9 protein-coding genes are annotated in these 15,089 nt (G+C 71.1%); 4 read left to right on the top strand and 5 right to left on the bottom strand.

Features of this window, described 5'->3' with window-relative positions:
* Positions 1-441 precede the first annotated feature (441 nt).
* The 4 genes from ACSRUE_RS00885 to ACSRUE_RS00900 all read left to right on the top strand — a co-directional run bounded on the left by ACSRUE_RS00885 (position 442) and on the right by ACSRUE_RS00900 (position 8,329).
* Complete coding sequence (locus ACSRUE_RS00885) at positions 442-3,177, top strand: Kelch repeat-containing protein (protein ID WP_441289369.1); 2,736 nt, start codon at positions 442-444, stop codon at positions 3,175-3,177.
* 563 nt (positions 3,178-3,740) lie between these two features.
* Entirely contained in the window at positions 3,741-4,604 is an 864-nt protein-coding gene (locus ACSRUE_RS00890) for a DUF6209 family protein (RefSeq protein WP_437762223.1), read from the top strand.
* Positions 4,605-4,659: 55 nt separating this feature from the next.
* Positions 4,660-6,750, top strand: coding sequence for a methionine--tRNA ligase (metG, locus tag ACSRUE_RS00895; RefSeq protein ID WP_437762224.1), 2,091 nt, complete (start codon positions 4,660-4,662; stop codon positions 6,748-6,750).
* 172 nt (positions 6,751-6,922) lie between these two features.
* Entirely contained in the window at positions 6,923-8,329 is a 1,407-nt protein-coding gene (locus tag ACSRUE_RS00900) for a hypothetical protein (RefSeq protein ID WP_441289370.1), read from the top strand.
* 41 nt (positions 8,330-8,370) lie between these two features.
* On the opposite strand, the gene ACSRUE_RS00905 is transcribed toward ACSRUE_RS00900, so the two are convergent.
* From ACSRUE_RS00905 to ACSRUE_RS00925, 5 genes are all read right to left on the bottom strand, one after another.
* Complete coding sequence (locus ACSRUE_RS00905) at positions 8,371-10,038, bottom strand: glycoside hydrolase family 43 protein (protein WP_441289371.1); 1,668 nt, start codon at positions 10,036-10,038, stop codon at positions 8,371-8,373.
* A gap of 112 nt (positions 10,039-10,150) precedes the next feature.
* The gene (locus tag ACSRUE_RS00910) at positions 10,151-11,932 is read right to left on the bottom strand and encodes an SLC13 family permease (protein WP_441289372.1); all 1,782 of its coding nucleotides are present in this window, start codon (positions 11,930-11,932) and stop codon (positions 10,151-10,153) included.
* A 196-nt stretch (positions 11,933-12,128) separates the two neighbouring features.
* The gene (locus ACSRUE_RS00915) at positions 12,129-13,130 is read right to left on the bottom strand and encodes a universal stress protein (protein WP_441289373.1); all 1,002 of its coding nucleotides are present in this window, start codon (positions 13,128-13,130) and stop codon (positions 12,129-12,131) included.
* Between the two features lie 99 nt (positions 13,131-13,229).
* Positions 13,230-13,712, bottom strand: coding sequence for a PspA/IM30 family protein (locus ACSRUE_RS00920; protein ID WP_441289374.1), 483 nt, complete (start codon positions 13,710-13,712; stop codon positions 13,230-13,232).
* Positions 13,713-13,795: 83 nt separating this feature from the next.
* Entirely contained in the window at positions 13,796-15,013 is a 1,218-nt protein-coding gene (locus ACSRUE_RS00925) for a cytochrome P450 (RefSeq protein ID WP_441289375.1), read from the bottom strand.
* Positions 15,014-15,089: the final 76 nt, after the last annotated feature.

The following is a 15,089-nucleotide window of genomic DNA, read 5'->3' on the forward strand; positions in this document are numbered from 1 at the left end:
CCGGCGGGGTCTTCGAACCTGGATGGCAGCCCGGCGACGGCTGCGCAGATCGGAGCTCTGGGCCGTGGGGGCGCTCCCCGCCGACGCTCGGCGCGCAGGGCGACCAGAGCAACACGGGACCGATCGTGACATGTCACGCTTGCACCGTGACATGTCACGCCGGAAAACCCTCTCCGCGAGCGACGTCGCCGGTCGCTGCGCGCCCGGCTCCGGAGACATCGACCCGCTTCGCGGTCTCGGGCATCGTCGAGACCGATCACGTCGCCTCCCCCTGGCGCCATAACCCTGCGATGGGGTGGCCCCATGCCCCTGCGACGTGGCAGCCTGCATGCAGGCAGCATCGCGTTTGGATTTCCTGGCCGCACACGCCGCCGAGGTTCTCTTTTCCTTTCCGCCCCGAGACCGCGGTCTCTGGAAACCGATGACTCAAGGAGGAGCGTCATGATGCGTTTCGATTCCCCCTTCCAGCGCTGGCTGTTCATCTTGTCTACCTTGCTCTTTTGCGGGGCGCTGTCCACGGGCGGCGCCGGCTGCGCGCTGGGCCCCGAGCCGCCCGCGGGCGACGAGCTCCGGCTTCGCTTCCCCGAGCACGCGCTGCAGATCCTCGGGGGCGGCGAGGCATTCGTCGCGGTCGACCGCGGCTTCGCGCTCGCCTCGACCGTCGGATTGGCCGGCGACGGCGAGATCGAGGCCTCGCTCCAGCGACGCGGCGGGCTGCACGCCGCGCTGCCGGCGCGCGGCGAGGGGGAGATCCGGTTCCATCTGCCCGGCGGCTTCGAGGCGCGTGTGCGCGAGATCGGCGCCGAGGGCGAGGGCGTTGTCGCCGAGCAGGCGGTGGCGTTCCGGCGCGAAGGCGGCACGTCGTTCTGGTCGGCGATCGAGGAAGGCTACGAGGAGTGGCTGCTGCTCGACGCGGGCGTCGCGCACGCGGGCGCTCCCGCGGCCGCGTGGGAGGTCGCGGGCGCGACCCTGAGGCAGCAGGGCGACGCCGTCGAGGTCGTCGACGAGTCCGGCGCGCCGCGGCTGCGCGTGACGGCGCCGGCCGCGTTCGCGCGCGGCGGTCGCCCGATCGCCGCGCGCCTCGCGGTGCGCGGGGCGACCATCGAGCTCTGGGCGGACGCGGGCGGCGAGCCCGCGCTGGTCGACCCCGTGTGGGCGCCGGCCGGCGCGATGAGCACCGCGCGCCACGGGCACTCTGCAACGCTGCTCCAGCACGGCGACGTGCTCGTCGTGGGCGGGTACAACGGCGCTCTCCTGGCGAGCGCCGAGTTCTACAGCCCGAGCACGAACACCTGGTCATCCGCCGGATCGGTGGCCGCCGCCCGCCGCTACCACACGGCGACACGGCTGAACGACCACAGGGTGCTCATCGCGGGCGGAAACGGGGCCTCGAACGCGCCAGTCGCGAGCGCCGAGCTCTACGACCCGAGCACGAACACCTGGTCGACGGCCGCGCCGATGGCCGCTTCGCGCGAGGGGCATACCGCGACGCTGCTCAACGATGGCACGGTGCTGGTGACCGGCGGGCTCACCGCCGGCAACACCTACGTGGCCAGCGCCGAGATTTATCATCCCGCGACCGACACCTGGTCGGCGGCCGCACCGATGACCCAGGGCCGTGGCGAGCACACCGCGACGTTGCTCACGAGCGGCAAGGTGCTCGTCGCGGGCGGGCGCAACGGCTCCTACCTCTCGAGCGCGGAGCTCTACGATCCGAGCACCGGCGCGTGGTCGTCGGCTGGATCGATGAGCACGCCCCGCAATCAACACGCCGCGGCTCGGCTCGCGAGCGGCAAGGTGCTCGTCACGGGCGGCTACAACCCCTCCTCCAACAAGCTCGCGAGCGCCGAGATCTTCGATCCGGCAGCACCCTCGTGGACGGCGGCCGCTCCGATGGCTGCCCCCCGCACCGGACACACTGCGACGCTGCTCTACAATGGCGACGTGCTCGTGACAGGAGGGGCCACCGGCATCACATCGACCGCGACCGCCGCCCTCTACAACCCGGCGGCCGATGCGTGGACCTCGGTTCCAGCGATGAGCGACGAGCGCAGCGGGCACACCGCGACGCGGCTCGGGAACGGCAAGGTGCTCCTCGCGGGCGGCCTGGGGTTTGGAATCTTCACGAACGTGTACCTGTCCAGCGCAGAGCTCTATGCCGATCCGACCACGACGTGGGCTGCCACGAAATGGACGATGGTCACGCCAATGAATGACGATCGAGCCGAGCACGCAGCGATCGTGCTCAACGACGGCAGGGTGCTGGTGACGGGGGGTGGCCATGCGCCAGCGGCCAACCGCGCCGAGCTGTACGCTCGGACAACCAATACCTGGACAGCGGCCCCTCCCATGGCGACTGGGCGAGATGAGCACACGATGACGCGGCTCCCGAACGGCAAGGTGCTGGTCGTGGGAGGCCACGGGACGTCCGCGTCCAACGCCGCCGAGGTGTACGATCCGACGACCAATTCATGGTCACCCGCGGCATCGCCGCACGCCGCCCGAGTCGGACACTCGGCCACGCTGCTCCTGAACGGCAAGGTGCTGGTCGTGGGTGGGTTCCTGCGCGACGCTCTCACTGCCCCAGTCGCGCTTTACGATCCGGCGAACAACACCTGGTCGCCTGCCGCGCCGGACGGCGCCACCCTCGGCCAGCATACCGCGACGCGGCTCACGAGCGGCGACGTGCTGGTCACGGGCGGTAACGGCAACGGGACGCTGTTGGACAGGGCCATGCTCTATCATCCGGCGACCGACAGCTGGTCGCCCGCGGGCAGCATGAGCGTCCCGCGTTGGTATCACACGGCGACGTTGCTGAACAATGGCGACGTGCTGATCGCCGGAGGTGTCGACGGCCACAACTATCTGTCGAGCACCGAGCTGTATCATCCGGCGACGAACAGCTGGTCAGCCGGACCGTCCATCGGTATCCGCGCCTACCACACGGCGACGCGGCTCGCGGACGGCAGGGTGTTGATCGCTGGAGGCTATATGGGGACGTCTCAGGTGGCGACAGCCTGGCTCGTGAATTCGACAGGAACGACTTCGGCCCCCACCGGCTCGATGCACCAGGCACGAAACAGCCATACAGCGCTCCTGCTCGGGAACGGCATGGTACTGGTCACAGGCGGAATATACTTCGGAAGTCTGCCGAGCGCCGAGGTCTACACGCCCTGACCCCGGCGAGGCCCGCGCATCCCCGCGGGAGCGAGGCCGTCGCGCAGGCGCACGGCTCGCGCGGGCCACGCCGCGCAAGATCCGCCGGAACCTGTTCCGGGTGACGGCCGAGCCGAGGGTCCGCGTGGCGTTTGCCCCGTAATCGTCCCCGCGCCAGCTCAGCGCGCCGGTGATGATGAAGCTCTCCGACGCGCCGGGGCGCGCGCCGCGCGCCCCTACGCTGCCTACGCGCTCCGGCGTGCGCCCCTCGGCCGGGCCGTCGCCGCCGCTGCCCGCGCCCTCGAGCGCCCCCGCTCCTGTCGCTGCCCGCGGCGCCCACGCGGCCAGACAACCTCATGATCGACGTCGACGACCTGTCGCCGATCTCCCCAGGCCCGGGGCTTGACAGCTGGGCCCGATCTGGGTCCGCGCCGTCCGAGGGGGCGCGGTCCACCGTCACGCCCCCCTGAAACCGCACCCGGGCGATCAGCCGACGCGCGATCGGCCTTCACGCCGGCCGAAACGTCGCCCCGCTTGCATCGGCTGCCCGTTCCTGGCTACGCGTCCATGCAAGGAGGGTCCCGATGGCAACGACCGCTGTTCTCCAGTTCCTGCCTGACTGGCAGCACGCGCAGCAGGGTCCGATCGAGCGCGGGGGGAAGCTCAGGATCGAGTACGAGCTGAGCCGCCTGTCGCGCTGCTTCACGACGTGGCGCGGCGCCGAGATCGGCGACATCACCGCCTACGTCCGCTTTCACCCGCGCGGCGCGATCGTGCAGGGGAGCGTCGTCGAGGAGGTGCGGGCCCCGGGGAACCCGCCCGGGCACGTCGTCGCGCACAGGCCCGCGGCCCTGGAGATCTCGGTGCCCGACGACGCGACCCAGGCGGAGATCTGGTTCCACGGCTTCTCTCAGACCAGCCGCCGGTGCGAGGCGTGGGACTCGCGCTTCGGCGACAACTACTGGTTCGACGTGGGCGGCCCGCCGCCGCGGATCCCGGCGCAGCCGGTCCTCTACCGCGCGGGGGCGCAGCGGCGCCCCGACATCACGAACGTCCGGGCCTTTCGGGTCTCGAAGGTCTACGCGTTCCCGAGGCCCGCGCAGGGGCCGATCGCGGGGACAGACATCCAGATCCACCTGGACCTCGACGCGTGGGTCAGCCATTCGGCGTGGGGCGCCAGCGCATGGATCGATGTCCACGTGTTCGACGGCCACGACGCGCTCGTCCACGCCGAGACGATCCCGCTTTCGTACACCGGGTGGGGCCCGAACCAGCAGTTCAGCTTCGCCGGCAAGATTTTCCAGGGATCCACCGCGACGCCGGGCTCGGTGTCGCCGCGGCCGGACGCGCGCAAGGTGCAGCTCCGGCTCTATTACGAGATCGACGGCCAGGTGTTCACGGATGGAGTCCTTCACCAGGCCGAGCTCCCCGAGGACGCGCTGATCTGATCGGCGCCGCGCCGGCTCGCCGCGGGAGAGCGCCCCATGCTAAGAGGGCGCTGCCATGGCGAGCCGCTTCTACGTCACGACGCCCATCTATTACATCAACGACGTCCCGCACCTCGGCACCGCCTACACGACGATCGCCGCGGATGTGCTGTGCCGCTACCACCGGCTGCGCGGCCACGAGAGCCGCATGCTCACCGGCACGGACGAGCACGGCCTCAAGATCCAGCGCGCCGCCGAGGCGCGCGGCGTCGCGCCGGGCGCCCACGCCGACGAGATCGCCGCCGTCTTCCGCGCCACGTGGCCGAAGCTCGGCTGCGCTCCCGACGACTTCATCCGCACGAGCGAGCCGCGCCACAAGAAGGCCGTGCAGGAGCTCTGGAGCCGGATCAAGGCGCGCGGGGACATCTACCTCGGCCACTACGAGGGGCTCTACTGCGTCGGGTGCGAGGCCTACTACACCGAGAAGGACCTGGAGCAGCCCGGGAACGTCTGTCCGCTGCACAAGAAGCCCGCCGAGAGCGTCAAGGAAGAGAGCTACTTCTTCCGCCTGTCCAGGTACGGAGACGCGCTGCTCGATTATTACAAGCGCAACCCGACCTTCGTGCAGCCGGCGAGCCGCCTGAACGAGGTGGTGAGCTTCGTGCGCGAGGGGCTCCAGGATCTGTCGGTCTCCCGCACCACGTTCGAGTGGGGCATCCCCGTCCCCGACGACCCGAAGCACGTCATGTACGTCTGGTTCGACGCGCTGGCGAACTACATGACCGCCCTCCGGGAGCCGGAGGACAACACGCGCTTCTGGCCCGCGGACGTGCACCTCGTCGGCAAGGACATCCTGCGCTTCCACGCCGTCTACTGGCCCGCGTTCCTGCTCTCGGCCGGCTACGGCGAGGCGGAGCTGCCGCGCCAGGTCTTCGCCCACGGGTTCCTCACGTACAGCGGGCAGAAGATGTCGAAGACGCTCCGCAACACCATCAGCCCCGTCGAGGTGGCGGCCGCCCTCTCCGAGGCGGCCGCGGCGGCCCTGCCCGGCGGCCCCGGCGCGGCGGCCGGCGCGCCCCTCATCGGGGCGGACGTGGTGCGGTATTGCCTGATGCGCGCGATCTCGTTCGGCCAGGACGGCGACTTCAGCCTCCAGGACGTGCTGTCGCGGTATGGCTCGGAGCTCGGCAACGCGCTCGGCAACCTGCTGAATCGCGTGCTCCCGTTCGCCGAGGAGGTCCCCGCGAAGGGGGCCTCGGGCCCGCTCGAGGAGGAGCTCGCCGGGGCGCAGCGGCAGGCCGCGGCGGCCGCGGCGACGGCGTTCGACGCGAACCAGCCGACGCGCGCGCTCGACGCGATCTGGACGGTGATCGCCGCGGCGAACCTCTACGTCGACAAGGCCGCGCCGTGGGTGGCCAAGAAGACGGACCCGGCGCGCCTCGGGACGATCATCGCGACCTTGATCGAGCAGCTCGAGGCGATCAGCGTGATGATCTCCCCCGTGATGCCGGTCGTGGCGGGCAGGATGCGCGAGCAGCTCGGGCTGCCGCCGATCGCGTTCGAGGAGGGCAGCGATCGCTGGCCGATGGCGCTCCCCTCGCGAGCGCCGGGCGAGAAGCTCCGCAGGGGCTCACCCATCTTCCCGCGCCTCGAGAAGGAGAAAGAGGCCGAGCTGCTCGCCCGGTTCGCCCCGCCGCGGCCGGACGCCGAGCCGGGGAAGGCCGACGCGAAGGCCGATCCCGGCGCGAAGGCCGATTCGAAGGCCGCCCCGGAGGCGAAGGCCGCGCCCGGGGCGAGCGGCGGCGCCGAGGTGGCCGCCCCGCCGGCGCGCCAGGGCAAGAGCCCTGTGGCGTTCGACGATTTCGCCCGGCTGGACCTCCGGATCGGCGTGGTCACGAGCGCTGAGCGCGTGAAGAAGAAGGACCGGCTGCTCGATCTGCGGGTCGACACCGGCGACGGCGCTCCGCGGCGCATCATCTCGGGCATCGCGGCGAGCTACGCCCCGGAAGAGCTGGTGGGCAAGCGGATCGTCGTCATCTGCAACCTGCCGCCGCGCGACTTCGGCAAAGGGCTCGTGTCCGAAGGCATGCTGCTGACCGCCGAGGTCGAAGGGCGAGTCCGCACCATCACGGTCGAGGACGCCGCGCCGGGCACGCCGGTGCTCTGATACCGCACGTCGGCACGCGATTCACAGCGCAGCGCGCGGCATGGCCGCGATCGCAGCGCCGCGATCGTGCTTTTCACGCCGGTGGGCGGGGGACCAAAGGGGGATGCCGGTCCGCGCGCCGGGGGGCGTGCTAGACTTGGTGGATGCGCGCTTGCCTTGGCACGAGGAGGCGGTGAGCATCTCCCTGCGGGGGCGCGATGCCGTGGCCCTGGCCATGGCGGTCGCGGCGCACGCCGCGATCCTCGCCGCGCCGACGCCGGAACGGCCTCTCGAGGGCTTTGCCGAGCCGTCGGCGCTCGTGGATGGCATCGATTTCGAGCTGGAACCACCGGCTCCCCGGGCCGCAACCGCGGCGCCGGCCGGGGGCGAGCCTGTCGCGGGCGAGCCGGAGGCGGCCGGCGAGATCGGCAAGGCCCCTCCGGCCGAGAAGGCGCAGGCGCCCGCGCCGGGCGCCGCAGCGGCCAAGGTCGCCTCGGTGGAGCGCGCGAGGCCTGCGCCGGCCGCCCGCGCCGCAGAGCCGAAGGCCGCACCTCCGGAGACCACGCCGCCCGCAGCCGAAGGCGCCGCCCGGCCTGCGGCCGAGGCCGCCGCGCCCACCGCCGAGGCCCACGGCGCACCCGCGCCCACCGCCGAGGCCCCTGCGCCCGCCGCCGAGGCACCAGGGACCCCGGCGACGGCGCCGCCCGGCGACGAGTACGGCGGGGCACCTCCCGCTGCGGGCGGGGGCATCGCGCTCGCGCCAGGGCTCGGGACGCCCCTCTGGACCGTGCCCGGCGTGCTCCCCGGCCCGGACGCGCCGCGCGCCGCCCCGACGGCCGCCCCGCGCGCTCGCCCCGTGGATCCGGCGATCGCAGGCACGGTGCTCAACGAGACGCTGCACGGCAAGGACAAGAGCGTGGGGATCAGCGTCCCCGCCGCGGGCGCGGTGGCGAGCACCCTGGCGGACATGGTGCGCTCCTCGACCGCGCCCCTCGACGCGCGGGCGACCTTCGAGGTCAAGCTCGGCGCCGACGGCCAGGTCCTCGGCGTCCGGCTGGTGAGCGCGTCGGCCGGAGACGGCCCCACGTGGGATCGCATCGTGGACGGGGCCAAGGGCGCGCTCGCGGGGAGCGCGCTGCAGATGGGGCCTGACCGGCAGCCGGTGACCGTCACGGTCAAGGTCCAGTCCAAGGTGCAGTATCCGTCCGGCAGCAGGAAGAAGCCCAAGCCGGAGCTCGTGTGCGCCGAGGAGGTGCTCGAGCAGCTCCAGCAGGCGATGGAGGACCCGAGTCGGCTCGGCCAGCTGCGCGGCCCGGGCGACGGGGCGCCGCCGGGGGGCGACATGGATGAAGAAGAGCGGAAGAGGATGTTCTGCATCCCTGTCGGGCTCCGCGCCAAGGGCGATCTGTCCGATATCGGCGCCCACAAGGTCAACGTGGTCTCGGCGTCGTTCGCGGTGAAGCGCGAGGGCGAGCGCGCCCTGCCGCACGAGGACATCCTGCCGATCGACACGCGCGTTCCGTGGGCGCCGAAGGACCCGAACAAGACGAAGCTCCCGCCGCCCAAGAAGAAGAAGTGGAAGAAAAAGAAGGAGCCTTGAGGGCCCCGGCCTGCTCACTCCCCTGACGGGCTGCTGAGAGCTCAGCCGAGCGAGCAGTGACGCTGCGGGCGCCTGGGGTCGATCAGGTACTCGCGCTCGCGGTACTCGAAGTAGTCGAAATCGGCGGGGCGCGCGGAACCCGACATGTCCTGGCACGCCATGCCGACGAACGCACCGGTGAAGTTGGGAAGGCCAGGCGCGGAGGCCTCGTCCGAGAGGATGCTGGCGTCCAGGTGCTCGGGGAACCAGCTCCAGTCCGTACCGTCGAGGCTGTAGGCGAAGTAAAGCCGGTCGTGGTCGAGCTCGGCGCGCAGGTGCACGGGCGCGGTGCCCGGGATGGGGACGGGTGCGGTGAAGGCGTCCGCCATGACCCCATCCGGAATCGCCGACATGATCCGGAGTGTGCGCCCGACCGTCTCATCGTGCGAGATGTGCAGGTAATGGAACTTGCTCGCGTTGTAGTAGCAGATGAGCCCGGCCATCTGCTGATACGCCTCGGGCGCGAAGTCGACCGACGTGACCGCGGTGTAGCAGTGCGCCTGCTGGCGGCGTGCGACGAGCGACTGGCGGAACAGGCTGCCGAGCGTCTCGCGGCCGTAGAGCCGGAGATGACCGGGACGAGCGGTGAGGCTGAACAGCTCGTCGGGGTAGGGCGAGCGCAGCCACTGGAAGTCGATCGGCAGCTGCGGTGAATCGAAGTCCTCGCGCGCGGCCGGGGCGGGGAAAGGATGCGCGGGCAGGCCGGGGGCTGGGACCTCGACGCGCGGGATATTTTCACCATCGGCCGTGCGAAGCCAGCCGTCGTCCGACCAGACCATCCTCTGGATCGCGGTCTCGCGGCCGAGCGTCGAGCGCCCGCGGTTCGGGATGGGACGGCTGCACAGGTGGACCATGTACACGTCGCCAGACGGCGTATCACAAAGGTCAGCGTGGCCCGCGCGCTGCAGCGCGACGTCGACGCGAGCGCGCGAGGTCAGGATGTACGTCTCGGGGTGCAGCTCGTACGGGCCGGTGAGGTGACGGGAGCGCGCCATGGTGACGGCGTGGCCCTGGTACGTGCCGCCCTCGGCGGTGATCAGGTAGTAGTAGCCGCCGCGCTTGTAGATGTGCGGACCCTCGGTGTAGCCGAGCGGCGTGCCCTTGAAGATGTTCGTGACAGGCCCGATGAGCTTGCGCTCGGCGTGCGAGTACTCCTGGAGCACGATGCCGGCAAAGCGATTGCGGCCGGGCCGGTGGTCCCACAGCATGTTGCTCAGGTACTTGCGGCCGTCGTCGTCGTGGAACAGCGAGGGGTCGAAGCCGCTCGAGTTGAGATGAACGGGATCCGACCACTCGCCGTCGATGGTGGGGCTGGTCACCAGGTAGTTGTGGAAGTCGCGCATGGACGCGCCGGACGCGCCGCCGACGCTGGTCCGGCCGTAGCGCTTCACGTCGGTGTAGATCAACCAGAACAGGCCATCCGCATACGTCAGGCACGGCGCCCAGACGCCGCACGAATCGCCGTCGCCAAGCAGGTTCAACTGGCTCGCGCGGTTGAGCGGGCGCGAGAGCAGACGCCAGTGCACGAGGTCGCGCGAGTGGTGGATCTGCACGCCGGGGTACCACTCGAAGGTCGAGGTCGCGACGTAGTAGTCGTCGCCGACGCGGACGATGGACGGATCGGGGTTGAAGCCCGGCAGGATCGGATTGCGGATGACGGCATCAGGCATGGATGACTGGCTCGCCGGCGAGGGTCCAGAGGACGATCGCGCCGAGGATATCGAGGAACGGGGGGAAGGAAAAGTGAAACGATTCGAGGATATCCAGGGCGAATCCCCGCGGTCAGAAGCCCCACACGAGCGGGACGACGATGACGGTGGTCGCGAGCACCAGGAGCTGCAGCGGCAGCCCCACGCGCGTGAAATCGTTGAAGCGATAGCCGCCTGGCGCGAGCACCAGGACGTTCACCGGAGACGCGATCGGCGTGGCGAACGCCGCGGAAGACGCGAACGCGACGCCGATGAGCAATGGCTCCGGCGCGAGGCCCAGCGCGCCGGCCAGACGAACCGCGAGGGGGGCCACGAGCAAGGCCGTCGTGGTGTTGGAGAGGACCATCCCGAGGGCCGAGGTGAAGAGGACGAGCAGACCGAGGACCACCGTGGGCCGCGCCCCCGTGAGGAGCCCCTCGACCGCGGACACGGCGGCCCCCATCGCCGCGGTGCGCTCGAGCGCCGTGCAGACGGGGATCATCCCGGCGATGAGCACGACGCTCTCCCAGTTCACGGCGCGGTAGGCGTCCGCCGGGCGCACGCACCGCGCGAGCACCAGGAGGACCGCGGCGAGCAGCACGGCGACCACGTTGGGCAGCCACCCGAACGCCATGATGACGAGCATACCCAGGGTGACCCCCACGGCAGCGAGGGCGCGCTCGCGATCGACGAGCACGGCGCTCGGCGCGTCGGGCTCGGCGACGAGCACGAGATCCCGCCGCTCGTCGCGGAGGTTCCTCAGGTGCTTCTGCCGCCCTTTGACGAGGAGCGTATCGCCGGCGCGGAGCTTGAGATCGCGCAGCTCGGGCGTCGCATGGAACACCGGCAGCGATCCTCCGCCCCGGCGGATCGCGAGCACGTTGGCGCGGTAGCGATCGCGGAACTTGGCTTCCCGCAGGGTCTGTCCCGCCAGCCGGGAGCGCCGCGGGAGCACGACCTCACACATGGACTCTTCGTCGGGCAGCGAGAAGACGGGGCGCTCCGGGAGCGCTTCGAGCCCGAAGCGCTCTGCGAGCGCGGCGATCGCGCTGTCGCTCCCGAGCACGCGCAGCTCGTCGCCCACGACGAACACGGCTTGCGGGACGACGCGCTTGGCCGAGGGGCCACGAGGCCCGGCGTGCGCGATCCCCACCACGGTCACGCCGAACTCGGCGCGGAGGTTCGCGGCGCCGAGCGTGAGGCCGGCGAGCTTCGAGCGGGCAACGACGCGCAAGACGCGCAGCGACGTGTCGAGCGCGTAGTCCATCGCGAGATCGTTCAGCGTGAGCGAGCGCGGCGCGCCCGCGTCCGCCGCGTCCGCCTTGCCAGGGAGCATGCGACGACCGAACGACACGAGGTAGGCCACGCCGATCACGAGCACGGCGAGGCCGGGGACGAGGAAGCTGAAGAATCGAAATGGCTCGCGCCCCGCCTCACGGAGGGTGTCGCTCACGAGGAGGTTCGGCGGCGTGCTGATGAGCGTAAGGTTGCTCCCGAGGTGCGCGGCGAACGCCATGGGCATGAGGAGCCTCGCGGGCGCAATTCCGCGCTTCAGCGCGAGGGTCCCGACCACCGGCAGGAGGATCGCCACGGTCCCTGTGGAGCTCATGAAGGCGGACAAAAGCGCCGTCGCCCCCATCACGACCACCATCACCCTCGCCTCTCCCGATCCCGCGACGCGCTCGAGGCGGTGGCCCAGCCAGTCGGCGACGCCGGTGTCCGTCAGCGCGGCCCCCACGATGAACAGGCCCGCTATCATGAGCACGGCCGGGTTGCTGAACCCGGCGAGCGCTTCCGAGACCGTGGTGACGCCGGAGAGGGTGAGCGCGAGCAAGGACATCATCGCCACGACGTCGAGCCGCAGGCGATCGCTCACGAACAGGACGATCGTAACTCCGAGGATGGCCAACGTGAGGGCAGCTTCCGGCATCATGCGACGGCGCAGCCTATCCGAAGGGGCCGCAGAGCCAACCCCCTATCGTCTCACCGGCGCTCACGCCGTCTTGCCCTCGGCGGGTCGAGTCGACGCGCGTTTCCAGGCGCCGCCGGAGCATGCTTCGCTGCCGCGCCGCTCAGGGCAGCTCCAGCACGAACGTGGAGGGGCGCGCGACCAGCACGTCGCACGGCGCCGAGCGCATGACGGATTCGGCCACGCTGCCCAGGAGAGCGCGCGAGATCCCCGAGCGCCCGTGCGTGCCCATGATGATGAGATCGGCCTTCCATCGCCCGGCTTCGCGGACGATCGCGCGCCTCGCGTCGCCGCGCCGGACCGACGACTCCCATGTCACGCCGAGCCCGTCGAACGAGTCGAGGAGGCGCCTGAGGCCGGCGCGCGCGTCGTCATGGTATCGCGCCTTGTAGGCCGCGAACTCCAGCGAGGGGAGGGCGAGCGCCATCCTGTCCTCGAAGGGCACGTGGTAGGCGTGGATCGCCCGGATGCGGCTCACCTCGGGGTCGATGACCTTCGTCGCGAGCGCGGCGCTCCGAAGCGCGACGTCCGAGAGCTCGACGGCGAGCAGCGGCCGGCTGTAGGCGCCCGCGGGGGGTCGCTGTACGACGAGCACGGGAGTGTCCGCGTGACGGATGGTGAGCTCGGCCGTCGACCCGAGCAGGAGATCGAGGAACGGGCGCTCCCCGTGCCTGCCGAGGACGATCAGCTCCGCGCCGCGGCTGCGCGCATGGCGGATGATCTCGACGAACGCTCTGCCGACGAGCACGCTCGGGGCGACCTGCAGACCCGCGTTCCCCGCGCCTCGGGCGACGTCGAGGGCGCGGGCCGCGATCTCGTCGAGCGAGCGACGCGCGGCCTGCTCCGCGCTCTCGCCCTCCGCGGGCGAGGCGGGCGCAGGCAGCACGTGAACGAGGTGCAAGGTGCTGCCCGCCGAGAGGGGGAGGCGCGCGGCGCGCTCGATCGCCGCGAGGGCGCCCGGCGAGAAATCGGTCGCAGCGAGGACGTCGCCGAGGCGGGCCTCGCGGCGCAGCGTGCCCGCCGTGCGGCCGTCGAGCTGGGGGGCCGGCTCCGCCTGGGCGGGCGAGCTGGGCGGCGTCGTGGGCATGGCGTTGGTGCGGCGCATCGGCTGGTCGCGCAAACATAGCAAGCTGCGGGCCAGGCGTCGCGCCGCTCCGCCGAGCGGCGCGAACCACCTCCGCCAGCGACGTGGGGGGCAGCCCCATCAACGCGAGGAGGCCTTGATGGCGGCGAGCGCAGACGTGTACTCGGCCATCGCCGCCGAGATCGTTGCGGCTTGCCGCTCGAGCGTCGATGCACGTTCGAGCGCCTCGCGCTGCCAGGAGAGCGCTTCGCGCGCGAGGTCATCGTCCCCCGCTCGAACCGCGAGCATCGCGCGTCGTTCCCACTCACTGGCATTCGCCGCCTGCTGCGCAGCCGCTCGTGCCAGCTCCGCCCCGTATTCCTCAAGTGATTCCATACGGCGTTGAGCCGCTTCAAATCGACGAGCTCCCTCGTTCTCGGCGCTCGGCTGAGCCTTCAAACCATGTCGAAGCTTTGAAAGGACGCGAGCGAGCCAATGAGGTCCCCTCTCCCGTGCCCGCACAGGTTCGAGCCGGGCATCGGCGAATGCAGCATCATCGATACGCTTCAACTCGCGTTCAATTCGCTCGGCGATCTTGGCAAACTTCTCGGCATGGGAATCCATCTCGATTGAACCGCCTGCTGCTCATCTTACGCTGGAGCCCGTCCAGAGCCCCCTCCCCCACCCCCACAACGTCCTCGCGCCCTTCACCCGGGGCACGGCGGGTGCGCCCCCGCGGCGGGCGCGGCGGCGCGCCTCCCCGGCTCGAAGCGGATCGGCAAGCGCGCCGGACCGTGCACGATGATCGCCTTGCGCGGCTCCCACGGCTCGTCGCTCGCGCGCCGGAGGCCCTTCAGCCGGCAGAGGAGATCCGGCAGCGCGATCCGCGCCTCCAGGCGCGCCAGGGCCGCCCCGATGCAGAAGTGGATGCCGTGGCCGAACGCGACGTGCGGGTTGGGGTCGCGCCCGATGTCGAAGCGGCCAGGGTCGTGGAATTGATGCGGATCCCGGTTCGCGGAGCCGATCACGGGCAGCACCAGCTTCCCGGCCGGGATCACCTGGCCGTGCACCTCGACGGCGCGCCTCGTCTCGCGGAACACCATCTGCAGCGGCGAGCGGTGGCGCAGGACCTCCTCGATCGCCGAGGGCAAGAGCTCGGGCGCCGCCCGGAGGCGGAAGAGCTCCGCCGGGCTCTCGAGGAAGCACAAGATCGCGTTGTCGATCAGGTTCGTCGTCGTCTCGGTGCCCGCCGCGAGCAGGAACTGGAAGAAGCTCAGGAGGTCTCCCTCGGTCAACCGCTCGCCGTCCACCTCGGCCTCGACGAGCCGGGTCAAGAGATCCTCCGCCGGCGCCCGCCGGCGCGCCTCGATCAGGTCCGCCAGATACGCCTTCATCTCTTCCTTCACCACGGCGTGCGCGCTCACGGCCCTCGCCGCCTCCTCGCCGCCGGAGATCGCGTGGCTGAGGTTCGCTATCACCTCGCTCCAGCGCAGCAGCCGCGCCCGGTCCTCGGGGGGAATGCCGAGCATCTCCGCGATCACCATCGTGGGCAACGGCCCCGCGTAGTCCGCCGCGAGGTCCATCTCCCCGCGCTCGATCCACGGATCCAGGAGATCGCGCGACAGCTCCCGGATGCGCGGCTCCAGGCCCGCGATCGAGCGCGGCGTGAACGCCCGCAGGACGATGGATCGAAGCTTCGTGTGGCGCGGCGGGTCGGAGAAGACGATCCAGTCCGGCGCCTTGCCGGTGGGAGGCGTCACCGCGGAGCTGAAGGCGTCATGATCGGTCAGCGCCCGCTTCACCCCGTCGTAATCGAAGACCATCCAGAGATCGAGCGGAGCGACGTGGAACACGGGAGAGCCGGTCCGCAGCTGATCGTAGAGGGGATAAGGATCCCGCCGCATCTCGTCCGGGAAAAGGTTCATCGTCGAGACCTCCGTCGTCTGGAGTCGCCGGTGGCAGCCGCCCTTCGGAGACGATGGTAATCGATGCACCCACGAG

The sequence above is a fragment of the Sorangium sp. KYC3313 genome (assembly GCF_052075895.1).
In the GTDB taxonomy this organism is placed as follows: Bacteria; Myxococcota_A; Polyangia; order Polyangiales; family Polyangiaceae; genus Sorangium; species Sorangium cellulosum_B.